The organism is Arsenicicoccus cauae (assembly GCF_009707125.1).
GTDB classification, from domain to species: domain Bacteria; phylum Actinomycetota; class Actinomycetes; order Actinomycetales; family Dermatophilaceae; genus Arsenicicoccus; species Arsenicicoccus cauae.
In genome coordinates this window covers 103,164-123,174 of the sequence record NZ_WLVL01000007.1, presented here as the reverse complement: position 1 = coordinate 123,174, position 20,011 = coordinate 103,164, and the positions used below count along the sequence as shown (strand labels likewise).

Annotated in this window: 17 protein-coding genes; 7 read left to right on the top strand and 10 right to left on the bottom strand. The window is 72.9% G+C overall.

Features of this window, described 5'->3' with window-relative positions:
* Positions 1-142: 142 nt before the first annotated feature.
* Positions 143-2,422, bottom strand: coding sequence for a 6-phosphofructokinase (locus GGG17_RS02650; RefSeq protein ID WP_154592241.1), 2,280 nt, complete (start codon positions 2,420-2,422; stop codon positions 143-145).
* Positions 2,423-2,554: 132 nt separating this feature from the next.
* Here GGG17_RS02650 and argS point away from each other — a divergent pair, with 132 nt between their 5' ends.
* A complete protein-coding gene (gene argS, locus GGG17_RS02645) occupies positions 2,555-4,288 on the top strand; it encodes an arginine--tRNA ligase (RefSeq protein WP_154592240.1) in 1,734 nt (577 codons plus the stop codon).
* A 78-nt stretch (positions 4,289-4,366) separates the two neighbouring features.
* Complete coding sequence (locus GGG17_RS02640; RefSeq protein WP_154592239.1) at positions 4,367-5,758, top strand: NAD(P)/FAD-dependent oxidoreductase; 1,392 nt, start codon at positions 4,367-4,369, stop codon at positions 5,756-5,758.
* A gap of 92 nt (positions 5,759-5,850) precedes the next feature.
* Here GGG17_RS02640 and GGG17_RS02635 read toward each other — a convergent pair whose 3' ends face one another.
* Both GGG17_RS02635 and GGG17_RS02630 read right to left on the bottom strand, forming a co-directional pair.
* On the bottom strand, positions 5,851-7,116 hold the full coding sequence (locus GGG17_RS02635; RefSeq protein WP_154592238.1) for a cation:proton antiporter: 1,266 nt from the start codon (positions 7,114-7,116) through the stop codon (positions 5,851-5,853).
* 2 nt (positions 7,117-7,118) lie between these two features.
* Positions 7,119-7,964 (bottom strand): SMP-30/gluconolactonase/LRE family protein, encoded by an 846-nt coding sequence (locus GGG17_RS02630; RefSeq protein WP_154592237.1) that lies wholly within the window; start codon positions 7,962-7,964, stop codon positions 7,119-7,121.
* 51 nt (positions 7,965-8,015) lie between these two features.
* On the opposite strand from GGG17_RS02630, the gene GGG17_RS02625 reads away from it, so the two are divergent.
* Together GGG17_RS02625 and GGG17_RS02620 are read left to right on the top strand one after the other, a co-directional pair.
* Positions 8,016-8,948 (top strand): PfkB family carbohydrate kinase, encoded by a 933-nt coding sequence (locus tag GGG17_RS02625; protein ID WP_154592236.1) that lies wholly within the window; start codon positions 8,016-8,018, stop codon positions 8,946-8,948.
* 33 nt (positions 8,949-8,981) lie between these two features.
* Entirely contained in the window at positions 8,982-9,590 is a 609-nt protein-coding gene (locus GGG17_RS02620) for a riboflavin synthase (RefSeq protein WP_154592235.1), read from the top strand.
* A gap of 28 nt (positions 9,591-9,618) precedes the next feature.
* Here GGG17_RS02620 and GGG17_RS02615 read toward each other — a convergent pair whose 3' ends face one another.
* Genes GGG17_RS02615 through GGG17_RS02605 form a run of 3 tightly spaced genes read right to left on the bottom strand, consistent with a single transcriptional unit; the run spans position 9,619 to position 11,699 of the window.
* Entirely contained in the window at positions 9,619-10,503 is an 885-nt protein-coding gene (locus tag GGG17_RS02615; RefSeq protein ID WP_154592234.1) for a hypothetical protein, read from the bottom strand.
* 39 nt (positions 10,504-10,542) lie between these two features.
* A complete protein-coding gene (locus tag GGG17_RS02610; RefSeq protein WP_154592233.1) occupies positions 10,543-11,364 on the bottom strand; it encodes a hydroxymethylpyrimidine/phosphomethylpyrimidine kinase in 822 nt (273 codons plus the stop codon).
* Positions 11,365-11,402: 38 nt separating this feature from the next.
* Complete coding sequence (locus tag GGG17_RS02605) at positions 11,403-11,699, bottom strand: TfoX/Sxy family DNA transformation protein (RefSeq protein ID WP_195849090.1); 297 nt, start codon at positions 11,697-11,699, stop codon at positions 11,403-11,405.
* A 742-nt stretch (positions 11,700-12,441) separates the two neighbouring features.
* On the opposite strand from GGG17_RS02605, the gene GGG17_RS16805 reads away from it, so the two are divergent.
* The 3 genes from GGG17_RS16805 to GGG17_RS02590 all read left to right on the top strand — a co-directional run bounded on the left by GGG17_RS16805 (position 12,442) and on the right by GGG17_RS02590 (position 15,260).
* Positions 12,442-13,578 carry a hypothetical protein gene (locus tag GGG17_RS16805; RefSeq protein ID WP_154592231.1) on the top strand — a complete coding sequence of 379 codons (1,137 nt, stop codon included), beginning with the start codon at positions 12,442-12,444 and terminating at the stop codon, positions 13,576-13,578.
* A gap of 165 nt (positions 13,579-13,743) precedes the next feature.
* Positions 13,744-14,478: a class F sortase gene (locus GGG17_RS02595; RefSeq protein ID WP_154592230.1), complete on the top strand. Its 735-nt coding sequence runs from the start codon at positions 13,744-13,746 to the stop codon at positions 14,476-14,478.
* 128 nt (positions 14,479-14,606) lie between these two features.
* The gene (locus GGG17_RS02590; RefSeq protein WP_154592229.1) at positions 14,607-15,260 is read left to right on the top strand and encodes a phosphatase PAP2 family protein; all 654 of its coding nucleotides are present in this window, start codon (positions 14,607-14,609) and stop codon (positions 15,258-15,260) included.
* Between the two features lie 189 nt (positions 15,261-15,449).
* Here GGG17_RS02590 and GGG17_RS02585 read toward each other — a convergent pair whose 3' ends face one another.
* Genes GGG17_RS02585 through GGG17_RS02570 form a run of 4 tightly spaced genes read right to left on the bottom strand, consistent with a single transcriptional unit; the run spans position 15,450 to position 19,931 of the window.
* Positions 15,450-16,241 (bottom strand): putative hydro-lyase, encoded by a 792-nt coding sequence (locus GGG17_RS02585; protein ID WP_154592228.1) that lies wholly within the window; start codon positions 16,239-16,241, stop codon positions 15,450-15,452.
* On the bottom strand, positions 16,238-17,926 hold the full coding sequence (locus GGG17_RS02580; protein WP_154592227.1) for a 5-oxoprolinase subunit B/C family protein: 1,689 nt from the start codon (positions 17,924-17,926) through the stop codon (positions 16,238-16,240). Before GGG17_RS02580 ends, GGG17_RS02585 begins: the two co-directional genes overlap by 4 nt.
* A gap of 4 nt (positions 17,927-17,930) precedes the next feature.
* Positions 17,931-18,689, bottom strand: a complete 759-nt coding sequence (locus GGG17_RS02575) for a LamB/YcsF family protein (RefSeq protein ID WP_311966371.1) — start codon at positions 18,687-18,689, stop codon at positions 17,931-17,933.
* A 9-nt stretch (positions 18,690-18,698) separates the two neighbouring features.
* On the bottom strand, positions 18,699-19,931 hold the full coding sequence (locus tag GGG17_RS02570; protein ID WP_154592226.1) for an NRAMP family divalent metal transporter: 1,233 nt from the start codon (positions 19,929-19,931) through the stop codon (positions 18,699-18,701).
* Positions 19,932-20,011 lie beyond the last annotated feature (80 nt).

Genomic DNA, 20,011 nt, shown 5'->3' with positions numbered 1-20,011 from the left:
TTCGTTGGTTACCAAGTGCCGGATGACGCCGTCGCCGTGGACGACGGTGCCCCGCTGCACGTAACTTGCCCAGGCCCGTCAGGCGGCAAACCCCCGAGTCCAAAAAAATCTCGATATGGTCACGTGGTCACATCTGCGCAGGTCACAGGCCTGCGGACGGCGCCCGAGGCCCCGCAAGCACGGGCGGCGGCGGCTCCGAGACGGCGCGGACGACGGGCCTCAGGTCCAGCCACCACTGGTCTCTGGGACGACGGTGCGCCATGTCCATGAGCTCGAGCATCCGCGCCATGGGCGTGGCCTGCACCCGGCCCGCGACGAGACCGACCAGCTGCGCCTCGCGGCCCCCTGCGGCGAGCTGCTCGGTCAGCAGGTCCACCGCGTGCGCCACGAGCCGCGTCGCCAGCACCCGGTCGAAGGGCGAGGGGTCGCCGCCCTGCTGGAGGTGACCGAGGACCGCCTGGCGCACGTCATACCTCTCCTGCCCCTCCTGGTCGAGGAGACGGGCGAGGAAGTCCGTCGTGTACTGCTCGCTCGCGCGCTCGTTGCGGATGGCGAGGTAGAGGCGTCGCCCGGCGTCGAAGGAGGACCGGAGCCGACGCACGTCGTCCTGCAGGTCGTCGAGGGTGATGCCCTCCTCGTGGAGGTAGACGCGCTCGGCCCCGCTCGCCAGCCCGCCCATCAGCGCGAGGTAGCCGCAGTAGCGCCCCATGGTCTCGACCACGAAGCAGCGCCGCCGCGCCGACGCGGACTGCTTGATCCGGTCGACGGCCTCGACGATCGCGTTGAGGGCGGTGTCGGTGCCGATGGCGAGCTCGGACCCCGGCAGGTTGTTGTCGATCGAGGCCGGGACGCACACCACGGGGATGCGGAAGGCGGGGTAGCGGTCCCGCTCCTCCCACAACCGGTGGGCGCCCTGGTAGGCGTTCCAGCCGCCGACGACCAGCAGCGCGTCGACCCGGGACGCCTCGAGGCTGCGCCCGATGGCGTAGAGGTCCTCGATGTCGGGGACGCTGCGCCGGATGCCGAGCTCCGCGCCGCCGATGGAGGTCCACCCCTCCACGTCGCCCCAGGTCAGCTCCTCGACCTGCCCGTCCCGCAGCCCGGGGAAGCCGCCGCGTACGCCCAGCATGGTGTGCCCGCGGTCGATGCCGAGACGGACCGCGGCGCGGGCGGCGGTGTTCATGCCCGGCGCGAGGCCGCCCGCGTGCAGGATCGCGACTCGTCGGGGCGCCTCGCCCTCGGCCAGGGCGGGCACCGGCGGCTCGGACATCTCGGCGAACACCTGAGTCATCTCGGTGAACGACCCGCCGCGCAGCCGCATCGCCTCGGCATAGTCGCCGCGGCTGATCGCTGCGGGCACCTCCCGGGTGCGCTCGACGGCCTGCATGAGGGGGACCTTGGCGATGCGGTTGCCGCGTATGCCGACCACGTGGGCCACCGACTCCGGGGTCGCCGCCAGGACCTCCTCGGCCGCGGCGTGGCCGAGCCAGGTGGAGGCCCACCGGTCGAAGGCGCTCGGCCGGCCGCCGCGCTGCACGTGCCCGAGGATCGTCACGCGGGTGTCCTCGTCGAGGCGCTGCTCGATCGTGTCCCGCACGTAGGCCGCCGTGATCGGCCTGCCCTCGCGGTCCTGGGCGCCCTCGGCGACGATGACGATCGAGTCGCGGCGCCCGGCCGCGCGACCGCGTCGCAGCTCGGCGCACATCCGGTCCTCCCACCCGTCGGCGGGCGGGTGCTCCGGGATCAAGACATAGTCGCAGCCGCCGGCGATGGCGCTCATCAGGGCCAGGTAGCCGCAGTGCCGCCCCATGACCTCCACGACGAAGCTGCGCTGGTGGCTCGCGGCCGTGCTCGCGATCGCGTCGATGGCGTCGACGATCCGGTGCAGCGCGCTGTCCGCGCCGATGGTCATGTCGGTGCCCACCAGGTCGTTGTCGATGGAGCCGACGAGCCCGGCGATCATCAGGGCGGGGTGCGCGTCCGCGAGCGCCTGGTCGATGCGCCCGGTGTCGGCCAGCTCGGCGAGCAGCCCGGGCCACTCCTGGCGGAACAGGTCGAGCCCGCTCAGCGAGCCGTCCCCACCGATGACGATCAGCCGGTCGATGCCGCGCTCGACGAGGTTGGCGGCGGCGCGCAGCCGGCCCGCGCGCTCGCGGAAGTCCTTGCTGCGGTAGGTCCCGATCATGGTGCCGCCGCGGTGCAGGACGTTGCCGACGTCGTCCCAGCCGACCTGGCGGATGCCGTCGCCGCCGTCGACCATGCCCTGGTAGCCCTCGTAGATCGCGAAGACCTCGGCCCCGAGGTGGAGGGCGGTGCGGACGGCGCCGCGCACCGCGGCGTTCATGCCCTGCGCGTCACCCCCGCTCGTGAGGACGGCGATCCGCGAGGTGGGGGCGGCGTCGGGATCGGGCACGGTCGGCATGACTTCCTCCGGGTCGGTCAGGACAGGGCGAGCGCTCCTCGTCCCCATCCAACCGGGTCCCCGTGAACGCCGCGTGTCGGGGGCACTGATACGCGTTCGGCCGGCCAGGTCAGGACCACTACCCTTGGGCCCATGGTTGCCCCGATCGACGCCCTCGCACCGGCCGTGCAGTCCGCCCTCGTCGCCGCGTTCGGCGAGGACGTGCGAGGGGCGGACCCCGTGGTGCGACCCAGCCAGTTCGCCGACGTGCAGGTCAACGCAGCCATGGCGCTGGCCAAGCGGCTCGGGCGCAAGCCGCGGGAGGTCGCCGACGCGATCGTCGAGCACCTCCAGGGGGGCGACCTCGTCGCCTCCGCCGAGGTCAGCGGGCCGGGCTTCATCAACGTGACCTTCGACGACGCGTGGATCGCCCGGCAGGTGCAGGCCGCCCAGGCCGACCCGCGGCTCGGCGTCGCGACCCAGCCCACCGAGATCATCCCCATCGACTACTCCGCGCCCAACGTCGCCAAGGAGATGCACGTCGGGCACCTGCGCACGACGATCATCGGCGACGCGCTCGCGCGCACGCTGGAGCACCTGGGCCACACCGTCATCCGGCAGAACCACGTCGGCGACTGGGGCACGCCCTTCGGGATGCTCGTCGAGCACCTGCTGGAGGTCGGTGAGGACTCCGAGGAGGCCCGGGTCGTCGAGACCGACCCCAATGCCTTCTACCAGGCGGCGCGGTCGAAGTTCGACGGGTCCGAGGACTTCGCGACGCGCGCCCGCGCCCGTGTCGTCAAGCTGCAGGCCGGCGACCCGGAGACCCTGCGCCTGTGGGGCCGCCTCTACGACCTGTCCAAGGTCTACTTCAACAAGGTCTACTCGACCCTCGGCGTGACCCTCACCGACGACGACCTGGCGGGCGAGTCGTCATACAACGCGGACCTCCCCGGCATCTGCGAGGACCTGGAGGCCAAGGGCATCGCCACCGTCGACGAGGGCGCCCTCGTCGTCTTCCTCCCCGGCTTCACCGGCCGCGAGGACAAGCCGGTCCCGCTGTTCGTCCGCAAGTCCGACGGCGGCTACGGCTACGGCACGACGGATGTCGCCACCGTCCGGCACCGCGTCCGCGACCTGCACGCCGACCGCATCCTCTACGTCATCGGGGTCACGCAGTCGCTGCACCTGCAGATGGTCTTCGAGACCGCCCGTCGGGCCGGCTACCTGCCCGACGACGTCGAGGTCGTGCACGTCAAGATCGGCTCGGTGCTCGGCGAGGACCGCAAGATCCTCAAGACCCGCTCCGGCGCCCCCCTGCGCCTGATGTACCTCCTCGACGAGGCGGTGCAACATGCCCGCACCTACATCGACGAGGCGCGGCCCGAGCTCCCCGAGGCCGAGCGGGCCGAGATCGCGCGGATGGTCGGCATCGGGGGCGTCAAGTATGCCGACCTGTCGGTCGCCCACGACTCGGACTACGTCTTCGACCTCGACCGGATGCTGGCGCTCACCGGCAACACCGGTCCCTACCTGCAGTACGCCACGGCCCGCCTGCGCTCGATCCTACGCTCCGCCGGCGTGGACCCCGAGGCCCAGGACGCCCCCGTCCTGCTCACCGAGCCCGCGGAGCGCGACCTGGCGCTGCGGCTTCTCGACCTCGACGGCGTGGTGGCCCAGGTCGGCGCGATCTACGAGCCGCACCGCCTGTGCACCTACCTGTTCGAGCTGGCCCAGACCTTCTCGTCGTTCTACGAGGCGTGCCCCGTGCTCAAGGCGGACGACGAGGCCACCCGCGCCTCGCGCCTGACCCTGTGCACCCTCACCCTGCGCACCCTCGTGCAGGGACTGGACCTGCTCGGCGTCGAGGCCCCCGAGCGCATGTGAGCGACGTCGCGGGTGGGCGGGCTCTCGGCATACGACTCCGGCACCCGCAGGGGATCAGGTGACGTTAGCCTGGGTGCCATGGCTCACAAGCGCCCACACGTGGTGATCATCGGATCCGGGTTCGGCGGGCTCTTCGCCGCCCAGGAGCTCAAGGACGCGGACGTCGACGTGACGCTCGTCGGCAAGACCGTCTACCACCTGTTCCAACCCCTGCTGTACCAGGTGGCGACCGGCATCCTCAGCCCCGGCGAGATCGCCCCCAGCACCCGCGAGGTGCTCAAGAAGCAGAAGAACGCCACCGTCCTGATGAGCGAGGTCACCGCCGTCGACGTCGAGTCCCGCACGGTCACGGCCGAGGCTCTGCAGCACGAGACGACGCTGCACTACGACTACCTGGTCGTGGCGGCCGGAGCCGGCCAGTCCTACTTCGGCAACGACCACTTCGCGGTCTACGCCCCCGGCATGAAGACCATCGACGACGCCCTCGAGCTGCGCGCGCGCATCTTCGGCTCCTTCGAGGTCGCCGAGCTCTCGCAGGACCCCGGCGAGCGCGAGCGCCTGATGACCTTCGTCGTCGTCGGGGCCGGCCCGACCGGCGTCGAGATGGCCGGGCAGATCAAGGACCTGGCGGTGCACACCCTCGCCGGCAACTTCCGCAACATCGACTCCACGCAGGCCCGCGTCATCCTGCTCGACGGGGCGCCGGCGGTGCTCGGGGCCTTCGGCGACAAGCTGTCCGAGCGGGCCAAGGCCGAGCTCGAGCGCATCGGCGTCGAGGTGATCCTCGACGCGCTGGTCACCGACGTCGACTCCGAGTCCGTCACCTACAAGAACAAGGACGGCAGCACCGAGCGCATCGGCGCCATCTGCAAGGTCTGGGCGGCGGGCGTGCAGGCCAGCCCCCTCGGCGCGACGCTCGGCAAGCAGACCGGCGCCGAGGTCGACCGCGCCGGGCGCATCTCCGTGGCGCCCGACCTGACGCTGCCCGGGCACCCCGAGATCTTCGTCGTCGGCGACATGATGAGCCTCGACAAGCTCCCCGGCGTCGCCCAGGTCGCGATCCAGGGCGGTCAGCACGCGGCACGCACCATCGCCTCCGAGGTGGCCGGGGCCCGCGACACCTCGCCGTTCCGCTACAAGGACCGCGGGTCCATGGCCGTGATCAGCAAGTTCGGGGCCATCGCGAGCATCGGCAAGATCAAGCTCACGGGCTTCCCGGCGTGGCTGGCCTGGCTGTTCGTCCACCTGATCAACATCGTGGGCTTCAAGCACCGCGTGACGACGCTGCTGCACTGGGCCATCGCGTTCCTGTCGACCGGGCGGGCCGAGCGGACGACCACGCGCCAGCAGCTCGTCGGGCGCCTCGCCGTCAGCCAGCTCGGCAGCCAGTTCCAGCCGACGATCGGCGGGGTGCGCCTGCCGCTGGAGAAGCCCTACGACCCCGAGGCCGCCGACCGCCGCACCCGCTGACCTACCGGGGGTAGGGGCATCGGCCGGGCGTCGTCCGCCAGGTCGATGATCCCGCCCCCGGTAGGGGCATCAGCCGGGCCTCGTCCCCCAGGTCAGACGGGTTGCTGGGCCCCGCGCCGCTCCTCGAGGGCCTTCATGGCGGGGGTGGCCAGCACGCCATGCACCATCACGCTCAGCACGATGGCAAAGGTAACGGTCGCCCAGAGGGTGCGCTGCTCCGGCCACTGGTGCTGGGCCGTCGCAAAGGCCATGTAGAAGACCGAGCCGATCCCGCGCACCCCGAACACCGCGGTCACGACCTTCTCGCGCGCGCCCAGCTGCCGGGTGCCGACCAACGAGAGCCAGCCGCACAGGGGCCGGATGACGAGCACCAGGGCGACGCCGACGAGCATGCCCTCCCAGCTCAGCGCGGACAGCTGGCCGGACGACAGGGAGGCGCCGAGCAGCAGCAGGATCAGCAGGGTCAGCACCGACTCGACGTGCTCGATCGCGTCGTGCAGGCGGCCGTGGTACTCGTGGCCGCGCTCGGCGGCGCGCAACGCCACCGCGCAGACGAAGACCGCGAGGAAGCCGTAGCCGTGCAGGACCTCCGCGAGTCCGTAGACGGTGGCGACGAGCGCCAGCCCCAGCAGCGGCTCCCCGACGTCAGCGAGGCGCAGCGTGTCCCAGTGCGCGTGGAACACGAGCTTGCCGAAGACCCAGCCGCTGGCCAGGCCGACCAGAGCGCCGATGACGATCTTGCCGACGAGCTCCATGCCCACCCAGTGCCAGCCCCACCCGGCGATCGGTCCTTCGGTGGCGAGGTACAGGGCGAGCCACACGAACGGGAAGGCCAGGGCGTCGTTGAGCCCCGCCTCGGAGGTGAGGGCGAACCGCACCTCGTCGTCCTCCTCCTCCGGGCTCTCCTCCCCGCCGGAGACACTGGGCCCGGCGACCTGCACATCCGACGCGAGCACCGGGTCGGTGGGGGCGAGCACGGCACCGAGCAAGATGGCGGCCGCCGGGGACAGCGCCAGGACCCACCACCCGAGCAGGGCGACGGCGGCGATGGTGAGCGGCATGGCGATGCCGAGCAACCGCCATGTCGGCCACCAGGCCCGCCAGGCGAACGGCCGGTCGATCGCCAGGCCGACCCCCATGAGGGAGACGAGGACGCAGACCTCGGCGACGTGCTGGGTGATGGCCTGCTGAAAGACCGGTGCGATCGGCTCGTCGCCGGGCAGGAACCAGCCGGCGGCGATGCCGACGAGCAGCACCACCATCGGGGCCGAGACGGCGCGCTCGCGCAGCAGCCTCGGCAGGAAGGCACCGAGGAGCAGACCCACCCCGGCGACCAGATAGACGACCCCGGTGACCATCCTCAGCCGCGCCAGGTCAGCGCCGGCAGACCAGCCACACCAGGCCGTATGGCGCACACCCCGCCCGCCAACGGGTCGTCGCCATCGTCGAGGCCCTCCCTGGACGTGGTGATGTAGAGGATGCCGAGGTCGTCGCCGCCGAACGTGCAGGCGGTGACCTGCCGGGCGGGGACCTGCACGACCTCGTCGAGCCGCCCCTGCGGGGTGTAGCGACGGACCTCGCCGTCGCCGTTCATCGCCATCCAGACGCCGCCCTCGGCGTCGACGGCGAGCCCGTCGGGGCTGCCGTCCGGGCCGAGGTCCACAAGCGTGCGGGGGTCCTGGATGGCGGGGGTCCCGGCATACGGGAAGGAGATGACCTGGTGGGTGGCGGTGTCGGCGTAGTAGCCGGTGGCCCCGTCCGGGCTCCAGACGATGCCGTTGGAGACGGTCACGGGGTCGAGGGCGGGGCGCGCGGCCAAGGCGTCGTCGACGACGTAGAGGGTCGCCGCGTCCGGCCGCTGGTCGTAGGCCATGGACCCGACCCAGAAACGCCCGTCGGGGTCGCAGCCCCCCTCGTTGAGGCGGATCCCCTCGGGGACGAAGGTCGGGCCGACCGTGAGCTCGGTCAGGTCGTCGCGCCTGGTGCTGGCGACGGCGCGCTCGAGCGCCAGGACGGCACCGCCGCCCTCGCGCGGTCGCAGGCAGGCGACGACGGTGCCGACGTGGGTGCGGGTGGGCTCGCCGTCGGGCCGCAGGGTCAGCACGTCGCCCGCGAGCATGTCGACCCACCGCAGTCCCCACGTCGGCCACCAGACCGGCCCCTCGGCGTGGTAGCAGACGGGGTCGGTGACGGGCTCGGCGCGCATGGGCCTCACCCTAGGCGAGCGGACGTGGTGAAAGGGTCCTACGCTGGCACGATGGCTGGTGGGGGGACCACGCGGGTCGTCTGCGTCGGGCTGACGACCCTCGACGTCGTCCAGCGCGTCAGCGAGCCCGTCGTCCTGGGCGGCAAGTCCCGCTCGGACGCGGTCGAGCTCCTGGCGGGAGGCCCGGCGGCCAACGCCGCGGTGACGGCCGCGGCCGTGCTGGCTCCCGGGGCGGTCACACTGGTCAGCGCTGTCGGGTGGGGCGCCGCGGCTGACGTCGTGCGCGTCGACCTGGCGGCGTGCGGGGTGCGCCTCGTGGACCTGGCGGCCGGTCTCGGCGGGGGCTCGGTCGGAGGGGACCTGGTCGGCGGGGGCTCGGCCCTGCCGGTGGCCACCTGCCTGGTCCACGCCGACGGGGAGCGCACGGTCGTCTCGCCCGGGGCACGGAGCTCCGCGTGGGACCTGACCGACGAGGCGCGCGACGAGATCGCTTCGTGCGCGGCGGTGCTCGTCGACGGGCACCACCCTCAGGCCGGGGAGGCCGCGCTGCGGGAGGCCCGGGCCGCAGGCGCGCGGACCCTGCTGGACGCGGGCAGCGTCAAGGACCACGTCGAGGGCTGGTTGCCGCTCGTCGACGTGGCGGCAGCCTCCTCGGCCTACGCTCACCAGCTCGGCCTGGGCCCCTCCCGCACGCTGGACCACCTGCTCGAGTCCGGCTGCGACACAGCCCTGCTCACCGACGGGCCGCGGCCTGTGCGGTGGCGTGACCGTCACGGTCGCGAGCACGCCACGACACCGCCCGCGGTGACGGCCGTGGACTCCCTGGGCGCGGGGGACGCCTTCCACGGAGCGCTCGCGGCCGGCGTCGCGCTGGGGCTCGAGCTCCCGGCCGCGGTGGAGCTGGCCTGCCGCGTGGCGGCGACGCGCGTCTCCCACGCATCGTCCCGCGGATGGCTGGCCGACCTCGCGGCCGAGCCCGGGTAGGTTGGGGCCGGACGTCGCAACGAAGGAGCAGGCATGTTCACCGGCATCGTGGAGGAGCTCGGCTCCGTGGAGTCCGTCGAGCTCGGCGCCGACAGCGCCGTCCTGACCGTGCGCGGGCCCCTGGTGGTGAGCGACGCGACCCACGGCGCCTCGATCGCCGTCAACGGCGTGTGCCTGACGGTCGTGGAGCACGACGGGACGACCTTTCGCGTGGACGTGATGCGCGAGACCCTCGACCGGTCGAGCCTCGGTGCGCTGCAGGCGGGTTCGCCGGTCAACCTCGAGCGGGCGATGGCGGCCGGCGGGAGGTTCGGCGGGCACGTGGTGCAGGGGCACGTCGACGGCACGGCCACCATCGTGAGCCGCGAGCCCGGGGACCGGTGGGAGGTCGTGACCTTCTCCCTGCCCACGGAGCTGTCGCGCTATGTCGTCCACAAGGGGTCGATCACCGTCGACGGCATCTCGTTGACGGTGAGCGCGGTGGACGACATGACCTTCGCCGTGTCGCTGATCCCGACGACGCTCGAGCTAACCACCCTGGGGCGCAAGCAGGTCGGCGACCCCGTCAACCTCGAGGTCGACGTCATCGCCAAGTACGTCGAACGCCTCCTGGCGGGGTCGGCGACCACCCCCGGCGAGTGACCCGCCGGCCTGGCCGGCCGTCTGATCCCTAGCCCCGCCCGGCGAGCGTCGACGCGCCGAACCTCACGGCCTGCGTCCCCACGATCGCCGCCTCCAGGCGCATCCGCAGGAGTGCCGTGTCGTTGGCCGACAGCGCCCGCCACTCCGGCGCACCCCGGTGGGGGCCGTCGGTGCTGAGGTGCCGCCACAGGTCGGTCGCGGACGCGAGCGCGGCATCGACCTGGGCGGGCACCGGGGCGGATCCGCCGTCCGCCCATTGCTGACGGGGGCCCAACGCAAGCTGCAGTGTCGTGATCCGGCCCCTGACCTGCCCTGGGACCGTGCAGGCAAGGTCCTCGTCGTAGAAGCCCGCCCCCTCGGTCCGGGCGTGGTCGAATCCCTCGGCGAGCGCCTCGGCATCGCGGGCGCGCGTCGGGTCAGCGGTGCCCTCCGAAGCGCCGGTGGGCGACGGGACCACGAGACCGTCGCGCGCCAGCTCCGCGGCGATCAGCCTCCCTCGGTGGTCGTAGACCGCGGCGGCTTGCGCCGCCGCCTCGTCCGACCCGCCTCCACGCCCGTCCGCGCGAGCCCCACCCGGGCCCCCGGGCTCACCGCGCAGCGTGATCGGCGAACCGGTGGGCGCCAACCGTCGCAGAGCGTCGTGCGCCTCCGGCGCCAGGCACTCGGTGCCGCTCGCCGCCGTGGTGCGCGGAGCCTCGACACCCGAGAGCCGCACCAGGTGGCGCGTGCGCACGGCCGTCACGTCCAGGACGTCACCACCCACCGCACCCACCACCCGGTAGTGCTCCGCGCCCGACGACGCGTCACGGCGTCCGCTGACGACGGCCCAGGCCCCCGACACCACCAGACCGATGACCACGAGGGACCCGAGCAGCCACACGACCGACCGCCGACGGCGGCCGGGGCTGGTCATCTGCTCGCTTCGCGGGTGCGGGCCGTCGCGCCGGGAGCGTCAGACCTGCCGGACGGCCTCGAACGGCGCCCGAGAGGGCATCCGGTGCAGGATCGCCTCGCGGACGAACTCCTTGGCGGTGCGAGCGGCCTCGAGCGGCGTCGCGCCCTTGGCGAGCTCCGCGGTGACGGCGGCAGCGAGGCTGCAGCCGGCGCCGCTGACGGCGAGGTCGCCCACCTTGGGGGCGCGCAGCACCTCGAGGGTGGCCCCGTCGTAGAAGACGTCGATGGCGTCCGGGCCGGCGAGCCGGACCCCGCCCTTGGCGAGCACGACGGCTCCCGAGCGCTCGTGGATGGCGCGGGCGGCGGCCACGAGGTCGTCCTCGTCCTCGATCGCGTCCAGTCCCGACAGCGCCATCGACTCGAAGTGGTTGGGTGTCACGAAGGTCGCCAGCGGCAGTACCTGCTCCTTGAGGGCCGTGTCCGTGTCGAGGGCCGCGCCGGGCTCCTGCCCCTTGCAGATGAGGACCGGGTCGAGGACGAGATTGCGCGGCCTGGCCTGGCGCAGGACGCCCGCGACGGTCTCGATGGTGGCCGGGGTGCCCAGCATGCCCACCTTGATCGTGTCGATGTCGTATGTCGCCAGCTCGGCCTCCAGCTGGTCGGCGATCACGCCCGGGTCCACCGGCACGAACCGGTGCCCCCAGTCGGCCTTGGGGTCGAAGGACACGATGCAGGTGAGGGCGGCGATGCCGAAGGCGCCGAGCGCCTGGAAGGTCTTGAGGTCGGCCTGGGCCCCTGCGCCGCCGGTGGCCTCGGACCCGGCGATGGTCAGCGCGATGGGGGCGGTCTCGGCCGGGGCGGCAGCGTCAGGTGTGGTCATGCCCACAGTTTCTCACTGACCGCGCGCGGCGTGGGCGCTCAGCCCGCGTCGGCCGCGAAGCCGTTCTCGTGGTCCGGGTCGGTGGCGATCTCGACCAGCCGCGCGCGCAGCCCGCGGTCGAGGTCGTGCCAGCGCACCCCGCGCACCGCGCCCTCGAGAGCCTGCAGGGACGTGGCGTCGTCGAAGAGGCCCTGCTCGCGCATGTCCCGCCACACCGCCTCTGAGCCTCGCTGGCGTAGGGTCTCGGCATCGGGCACGCCCACGGCTCGCAGCGCCGCAGCCAGCTTGGGACCGATGTTCGGCAGCGCCTCGACGCGCGCGCGGCTCCCGCTCACCTTGTCCACATCCTTCGCATGATTACTCTCCGCAGTCATTGCTTGGGCTTCTGACCTGTGTTGATGGCGTTGACATCGCCATCAAACTATCACTCTGCGTCACAACCGGTCAGCGCGGACGCGCTCGGCGCCGCCACCGAGGGGGCCGGCGACGGCGCGCCGCAGCACCTCACTGCCTCACGGACACCCCGGCCTCGGTCCCCTCCGACAGCGAGCGGTCCTGCACCAGGCACGAGGCGCACATCTGCGGCACATTCCGGACATGACACAGGGGCGATCACGCAACGTATCCGGCTACATTCTTTGAGTGATTGTTGCTCATTGAGAGAGGTCGAATTGCCCGATTTGATGACTCCTCGATGAAAGGCGGGCGACCCATTTTTGGGGCCCAGCCCTCTTGCAGCTGCGCCATGAACAACCCAGGGTAATCGCCTCATCACGCTGCGCGATCTTGTCGTCATCTCACGGCCGTTGGGACAAAATTTGCTGCTCAGAGGCCTGCGGAGATATGAGGTCACCAGAATGAGCCATCACGGGGAGTGTGCGAAGCGGCACGCTCTGCTCGAATTCTTCCCTTCTTCGGATCATTTCCTCTGCATTTCTGATGCGCTCGATGAATGCCCCCGTTGAATTGCTGTCAACGGGGGGCGCCGCACTGAAACACCACACCGAGACCACGCTCGGCCCGGCGGCACATCACACATCAGGGAGCACCGACGCTCCGCCAGAAGGGAACTGCACCATGAACCGCAAGCTCACCACCAGCCGCATCGTCGTCTCCGGCGCCTTCGCCCTGAGCGTCGCCCTGGGCAGCGCCGGCACCGCCCTGGCCGCCGGCCACGACGGCGGCGCCCAGCCCGCCACGCAGGGCTCGACCGACAAGCAGGGCTCGACCGACAAGCAGGGCTCGACCGACAAGCAGGGCTCGACCGACAAGCAGGGCTCGACCGACAAGCAGGGCACGCCCAAGCAGACCACCGCGCACGCGGAGGAGGCTGACGGCAGCGACCACGGCGCCACGGGCAAGCCGGCCAAGGACGACCCCAACCCGGGCAAGGGCAAGGACTGCATCCAGCACGGCAACCACGGCGGCATCAACGAGGACCACTGCGGCCCGGTCGACCGCCCCGAGGGCCCCGGCAGCACGCCGGACAAGCCCCAGCCCAAGCCCGAGCCCAAGCCCGAGCCCGAGCCCGAGAAGCCGGAGACCAAGCCCGAGCCCAAGCCCGAGGACACCACCCCCGGCCACGACTGCAACATCTGCAAGACCGTCACGCCGCCGGCCCCCGTGGTCCTCCCCGTCTGCGGCCCGGACAACGACCAGGTCACCCTGCCCGCGACCACGGGCGTCATCTGGCAGCGCGGCGAGTGGAGCAACGGCACCCTCGTGGTCAAGGCGATCTCCGCCGACTGGTACACCTTCCCGACCGGCGACGTGGTCGAGCACGTCATCAAGGACGCGAACAACCCGTGCACCACGCCGACGACGCCTCCGGCCGAGGACTGCGACAACACCTGCCCGACGCCGACCACGCCCACCACACCGGCTCCGGAGAAGCCCGCCACCGAGACCCCCGCCAAGCCCACCAAGCCCGTGGTCAGGACCCCGGCCCCGGCCAAGCCGGCCGAGCCCGCCGGCACCCCGGTCTCGATCACGCCGGCCGGCCACACCCCGGTCGAGGTCGTCACGGTCACCCCAGCCGGTGTCATGGCGCAGGCCCCGGCCAAGGCGACCGCCAACGGCGCCCCGGTGTTCAACTCCGGCGTGGAGGGTGACGGGTCCGGCCTCGGTGCGGGCGCGCTCGGTGCCGGCGTGCTCGGTGCCGTCGCGGCGGGCCTGATGACGGTCCCCGCCATCCGTCGCCGCCAGAACGCCTGACGCACGGCAGACGGCATGACACGCTGGGAGGCGACGTAGCGTCCCAGCCGGGTGGCGAGGCCCCCGGCTCCCCACGGGGCAGGGGGCCTCGTCCCTGCACCCGGACGAACCACCCACCGGCGCGCGGCCGCTCGCAGCACCCCACCACAGGACCAGGAGGACGAGATGACGCCACGTCGCCCCGGGCTCGCCGTGACGACCGCCGTCGCCCTCGGCCTACTGCTGACGGGGTGCGGCGCCGAGGGAGGCAGCCCGGCCACCCATCACCGGACCGACGTCGCCACGAGCACCGCGACGGCAGTGCCCAGCACCGCGAGCTCCTCGGCCCCCGTCCCCTCGGGCGGCACGACGGTGACGACGGGCCCTTCGGGCGCGCCCGGCACCGGGTCGACCACCGTCGCACCCGCCGCGCCGGCGCGGACCTCCGCCGTCCCGGCCGGTGCCTCGGCGCCCAGCAGCACCGCCGCTGCCGCCACCCGCACGGTCGACGACGGCTCACGCACCCTGCGCATCCCCGTGCTGGGCGTCAACGCGCCGGTCACGGGTTGCGCCACGGAGGACAACACCGTCACGCCGCCGAGCGACATCGGGGCGGTGTGCCGGTGGACGGGAAGCCCGGACTTCGGGGCGACACGGGGCACCACGATCGTCGTCGGCCACTCCACGCGCAGCGACGCCACGGTCGGCGCGCTGGAGTACGTCCGCGAGCTCAAGACCGGTGACACCGTCACCGTCGCCGGCCAGGCCTGGCGCGTCGTCGAGGTGCTGCCGGGCGTCGACAAGCACAGCCTTCCGGCATGGATCGTGGACCGTGCCGGACCCCGCCAGCTCGGTCTCGTCACGTGCGAGACCACCAGCCGCACCCGCAACGACCTCGCGAGGCTCGTCCCGGTCGGCTGACTGGCGGCCGCGCGCACCCCGGGCTCCTTCCCTGGGGTGCGCGTCTGTCTTGCCGGCCGCTCGCCCGCCTGCGGCCACAGCCCGTGCACAGCCCGAGGACCTACCGTGATCCGGTCGAGAGGACCCGCATGACCAGCCCTGCCCCCCGCGCCGTGAGCTCCACCAGCCTGGTGCGCGCCCGCCTCGCCGGCGTGACCGGCCTGGCTGCGGCGTGCGCCGCGTTGACGAGTCTGTATGCCGTGGCCGTGTGCACCGTGCGCGGCCAGGCCTGGGACCACCGCATCTGGTGGCACCTGCACGAGCTGTCCCCCGTCGGCGCCCGGCGCGTCGCGGAGGCGCTCGGGGTGATCACGCCGCCCTCCTGCGTGGCGGCGTTGGGCGTGGTCGTGCTCCTCGCGGTGGCGCAGCGTCGCGCGGTGCCGGCGATCGTGGGTGTGGCCTGTGCGGCCGGGACCTTCGTGTCGGCCGAGGTGCTGAAGTACACGCTCGTGCGGCCCGATCTGGGGATCTCGCACTACGGCAACTCGTTCCCGAGCGGCCACACGGGGGCCGTGGCGGCGCTCGCGGTGGCGGCGGTCGTGGCGCTGGGCGGCGGCCTGCGCGCGGTGTGGGCCACGCTGGCCACCCTCGCCACCCTGCTCACGGGCCTCGGCGTGGTCCTGGCGGGGTGGCACCGGCCGAGCGACCCGGTGGCCTCCGCGTTGGTGGCCGTCGCGTGGGCCGTGGTCGGCCTTCTGGTGGTGCACGAGCACCGCGCCCGCACCCCTTTCCCAGGATCGTGAAGGTCTCGACCAGCCTTCTTGGACGAGACGCTCACGATCGTGGTGGGGCGGGTCAGCGCGCCGTGTAGGACGCCGTGAGCGTCACCCCGGAGTAGGCCGAGCAGCCGCGCAGCCCGACGTAGTACGTGTCGGCGACCGGCGCCGGGACCGTGCAGGTCTCGGTGTCGAGCGAGGGGTGGGCGCGAGGGGTCAGGGGGCGAGGTAGTCGCTGTCGCGCGCGTCCGTGATCAGCATGTGTCCCGGCGCGTGCGTGATCGCCAACGACGGACGCGAGGCCATGACCATCGCCTGCGGCGTCACCCCGCACGCCCAGAAGACCGGGATCTCGCCGGGTTCGATGCGCACCGGGTCACCGAAGTCGGGCCGGCCGAGGTCACCGATCCCCAGCGCCGCCGGGTCACCGACGTGCACCGGCGCACCGTGCACGCCCGGGTAGCGGCCGCTGATCCGGACGGCGTCGGCGACGCGGTCGGCGGGGATCGGCCGCATCGACACGACCATCGGCCCGGTGAGGTCGCCGGCGGGGCGGCAGGGGCGCTCGGTGAGGTACATCGGGACGTTGCTGCCGTCGACGATGTGGCGGACCTCGATCCCGGCCGCGACCAGCGGGTGCTCGAAGGTGAAGCTGCACCCCACCAGGAAGCTCACGAGGTCGTCCCGCCAGTGCTCGCGCACGTCGGGCACCTCGGCCTCGAGCTCGCCGTCCCGCCACACTCGATAGAGCGGCAGGTCGGTGCGGACGTCGCCGTCGAGGATCAGGCCGGAGGTCGCGCCGGGCTCGAGCACGTCCAGGACGGGACACGGCTTGGGGTTGCGTTGCGCGAACAGCAGCATGTCGAAGGCCAGCTCGCGCGGCACGCACACGAGGTTGGCCTGGGCGTGGCCGCGGCACCAGCCGGCCGTCGGCGTGACCAGACCGCTGCGGAAGAGGGCGCGAGCCTCGCCGGGAGTCAGGGACGCGGGATCGGTGGCCCGGGTCATGTCGTCTCCGATCCTGGAGCGGGAGGAGAGGTGGCAGGACGAGAGGTGGGGTGCCAGGCGAGGCGCAGCCGGTCGCCGGGGCGCAGCTGGGCGGCCAGGTCGACGTCGTCGTCGACCACGACCGCGGCGACCGGGTAGCCGCCGGTGACAGGGTGGTCCGCGAGGAAGAGCACGGGCTCGCCCCCCGGAGGCACCTGGACCGAGCCGCGGACGACGCCTTCGCTCAGCAGCTCCTCGCCCTCGTGGTCGGGGTGCCGGGAGAGGGCCTCCCCGACGAGGCGGGCCCCGATGCGGTCGCTACGGCCCGACACCTCCCAGGCGGTCGCGACCAGGGCCTCTCGGTCGGCGAGCCAGTCGATGCGCGGACCCGGGACGACGCGCAGCACGACCTGCGCGGGAGGACCGCCGGGCAGCGGCGCCTGCTCCGTCGTCGGGAGGGCACGCCGGGCCCCGCCGATGGGCAGCACGTCGCCGTCCGACAGCGGGTCGGGACCGAGCCCGGCGAGGGTGTCGGTCGACCGCGAGCCGAGGACCGGCGGCACGTCGACCCCTCCGCGGACCGACAGATAGCTGCGCAGCCCGTATGCCGGTGCGCCCAGCCGCAGGACCTGACCCGTCACGAGGCGCAGGACCGCCGCGTGGCCCACCGGGCGGTCGTCGACCCGGGCCGGTGCAGGGGCTCCGGTGACGGCGACCAGGCAGTCGGCTTCGGCGCGGACCGCGAGGCCGCCGAGCGTGACCTCCACGGCGGCGCAGTCGAGCTCGTTGCCGAGGAGCCGCTGGCCGAGGGCGTGGGCGCTGCGGTCGGCGGCGCCGGAGCGACCGACGCCGAGGTGGGCGAGCCCGGGTCGGCCGCGGTCCTGCACGAGGGCCCGGGGACCGGTCGCGAGGACCGTCAGCGACCCGTGCTCGGTGACGACACCTCGGCCCCCGACGGATGTCGCGGCCGACGGCACAGGCATGGCCGCACTGCCCTCGGCGGCGGGGTCGGGGGACTCACCTGGGGCAGCGGATCCCCGTGACAGGTCACCGGATCCGACCGGGGCGGCCGGTGCTGCAGCGAAGCGGACGCGCTGCCCGGGCCGCAGGAGCGCGGGCGGGTCGCGGTCGACGTCCCACAGGGCGTCGTCCACGTGGCCGAGCAGCTGCCATCCGCCGGGCGAGGCGCGAGGATAGATCCCGCTGAACTCCCCTGCCAGTCCGACGGATCCGGGGGGCACGGCCGTGCGGGGCTCGCCGCGCCGCGGCACCGCCAGGCGCGGGTCCCCGTCGACGAGGTAGAAGAAGCCGGGCGCGAAGCCACCGAACGCCACCCGCCAGGGGGTGCCCGTGTGGGCGGCGACGACCTCATCGGCGGACAGCCCTGTCAGCGAGGCGATCTCGTCGAGGTCCGGCCCGTCGTAGTGCACCGCGATCTCGACCTCGTGGGCCTCACCCGCCGCTGCCCCGGGGTCGAGATCGGCCGCAACCGCGAGGATCTCGGTGGCCAGCCGCCCGAGGTCGCTCCCGGCCGGAGCGGTCACCGTCAGGGTGCGGGCCGCCGGCAGGACGTCCACCACGTCGGCCAGACCCGTTGCGCCACGGTCGATCTCGGCGCGCACCGCCGCGTCCAGCGCGAGCACCTCGTCCAGGCCGGGCAGCTCGACCAGCACGCCGGTGTCGCCGAGGCGCCGCCAGGTCGCCATCACGTCACCGCAGGAACGGCCGGATCGCCACGCCGGCCGCCTCGAGAGCGGCCCGCGTGGCCCGCGCCATCTGCACGGCGCCGGGCGAGTCCCCGTGCGTGCACACGGAGTCCGCGGACAGCCTCACCTGGGAGCCGTCCACCGCCTCGACCACGCCCTCGGTCACGAGCCGCACCATGCGGGCCGCCACGGCGTCGTCGTCGTGCAGCACCGCGCCCGGCTGCGAGCGCGGCGTCAGCGTCCCGTCGGGCTGGTAGCCGCGATCCGCGAACGCCTCGACCACGAACGGCAGTCCGGCCTCGTCGGCCAGGCGCTGCACCGCGCTGCCGGGGAGCCCCATGATCGGGAGGGCGTCGTCATACGACTTGACGGCGGTGACGACGGCGCGGGCCTGCGTCTCGTGGTGCACGATCGTGTTGTAGAGCGCGCCGTGCGGCTTGACGTAGGCGACCCGGGTGCCCGCGAGCCGACACATCCCGTCGAGGGCGGCGACCTGGTAGGCGACGTCCGCGACGAGCTCGTGCGGCGCCACGTCCAGGAAGCGGCGGCCGAAGCCTACGAGGTCGCGATAGGCCACGTGGGCCCCCACGACGACCCCGCGCTCTGCGGCCGCCGTCACCGTGCGCTGCATCACGAGCGGATCACCGGCGTGGAAGCCGCAGGCGACGTTCGCGCTGGTCACGACGTCGAGCATGGCCTCGTCATCACCCATGGTCCACGAGCCGAGGGACTCGCCGAGGTCGGAGTTGAGGTCGATGCGCACGGGATCCTCCTATCCCCAGAGCTTGGCGAGACTGCCGAGGGACTGGTAGCCGAGGTACAGGGTGAGCAGCCACGCCAGCACCCCGACGACGATGAGCCATCGCGGGTAGGCGTAGCCGTGCAGCAGGTCCCGCCGCCAGATCGCCACGACCAGGATGACGGTGAAGCCGAGCGGCAGGATGAGGCCGTTGAAGGCGCCGGCGAAGACGAGCAGCGTGACCGGGGCCTTGCGCAGCACGAGGAACAGGATCGTGCAGACCACGATGAACACGACCGTCAGCAGGTTGCGGGTGCGGTCGCTCGTGGTGGAGCTGGTCAGGAACGAGACGGAGGTGTATGACGCCCCGACGACACTCGTGATCGCTGCGGCCCACAGGATCACCCCGAACGCGTGCAGGCCGAACGACCCCGCCGCCTGCTCGAACGCGCTCGCCGCGGGGTTGGCCTTGGCGAGCGTGGCGCCACCCGCCACGACCCCGAGGATCGCGAGGAAGAGCACGACCCGCATGATGGCGGTGACCAGGATGCCCTGCACCGACGAGCGCCCGATCTCGCGTGCGTGCTGCGGGCCCGTGAGGCCGGAGTCGAGGAGGCGGTGGGCGCCGGCATAGGTGATGTAGCCGCCGACCGTGCCGCCGATCAGCGTGGTGATGGCGACGACGTCGAGGGTGTCGGGCAGGACGGCGTTGCGCAGGGCCGTGCCGACCGGCGGTCTGGACGTGATGGCGATCCAGGTCGTGAGCCCGATCATCAGCAGGCCGAGGACGACGACCATCCGGTCCAGCAGCAGGCCCGCCCGCTTGACCAGGAAGATCGCGATGGCGATGGCCGCCGACACGACCGCCCCCACGGTCGGGTCGACGCCCATCATCGCGTCCAGGCCGAGGCCGGTGCCGGCGACGTTGCCGATGTTGAAGACGAGGCCGCCGAGGAGCACGAGCGCCGACAGCACCCAGCCGAGCCCGGGCACCACGCGGTTGGCGAGCTCCTGGGCGCGCAGGCCGCTGACGCCGACGGCCCGCCAGACGTTCATCTGCACGGCGATGTCGACCAGGATCGACACGACGATCGCGAAGGCGAACGCGGCGCCCAGGCTGACCGTGAAGGTCGTGGTCTGGGTGATGAAGCCCGGCCCGATGGCGCTGGTCGCCATGAGGAACATCGCGCCGAGGATGGCGCTGCGTCCGCCGGCGCGGGTGTCGGTGGCGCCGCTGGGCGTGCTGCTGGGTGGGGTGTCGGCCATGGCGGTCATCACACCACACTCTCGGCTGCGCGCAACCCCAGTCCGCCGCCGCGACGATCACCCTTTGGCCCCTCCCGTCT

Coding starts and splice junctions, on each gene's coding strand:
- GGG17_RS02650 (WP_154592241.1), bottom strand. CDS start 2,422: ATGCCGACCGTGCCCGATCCCGACGCCGCCCCCACCTCGCGGATCGCC.
- argS (WP_154592240.1), top strand. CDS start 2,555: ATGGTTGCCCCGATCGACGCCCTCGCACCGGCCGTGCAGTCCGCCCTC.
- GGG17_RS02640 (WP_154592239.1), top strand. CDS start 4,367: ATGGCTCACAAGCGCCCACACGTGGTGATCATCGGATCCGGGTTCGGC.
- GGG17_RS02635 (WP_154592238.1), bottom strand. CDS start 7,116: ATGGTCACCGGGGTCGTCTATCTGGTCGCCGGGGTGGGTCTGCTCCTC.
- GGG17_RS02630 (WP_154592237.1), bottom strand. CDS start 7,964: ATGCGCGCCGAGCCCGTCACCGACCCCGTCTGCTACCACGCCGAGGGG.
- GGG17_RS02625 (WP_154592236.1), top strand. CDS start 8,016: ATGGCTGGTGGGGGGACCACGCGGGTCGTCTGCGTCGGGCTGACGACC.
- GGG17_RS02620 (WP_154592235.1), top strand. CDS start 8,982: ATGTTCACCGGCATCGTGGAGGAGCTCGGCTCCGTGGAGTCCGTCGAG.
- GGG17_RS02615 (WP_154592234.1), bottom strand. CDS start 10,503: ATGACCAGCCCCGGCCGCCGTCGGCGGTCGGTCGTGTGGCTGCTCGGG.
- GGG17_RS02610 (WP_154592233.1), bottom strand. CDS start 11,364: ATGACCACACCTGACGCTGCCGCCCCGGCCGAGACCGCCCCCATCGCG.
- GGG17_RS16805 (WP_154592231.1), top strand. CDS start 12,442: ATGAACCGCAAGCTCACCACCAGCCGCATCGTCGTCTCCGGCGCCTTC.
- GGG17_RS02595 (WP_154592230.1), top strand. CDS start 13,744: ATGACGCCACGTCGCCCCGGGCTCGCCGTGACGACCGCCGTCGCCCTC.
- GGG17_RS02590 (WP_154592229.1), top strand. CDS start 14,607: ATGACCAGCCCTGCCCCCCGCGCCGTGAGCTCCACCAGCCTGGTGCGC.
- GGG17_RS02585 (WP_154592228.1), bottom strand. CDS start 16,241: ATGACCCGGGCCACCGATCCCGCGTCCCTGACTCCCGGCGAGGCTCGC.
- GGG17_RS02580 (WP_154592227.1), bottom strand. CDS start 17,926: ATGGCGACCTGGCGGCGCCTCGGCGACACCGGCGTGCTGGTCGAGCTG.
- GGG17_RS02570 (WP_154592226.1), bottom strand. CDS start 19,931: ATGGCCGACACCCCACCCAGCAGCACGCCCAGCGGCGCCACCGACACC.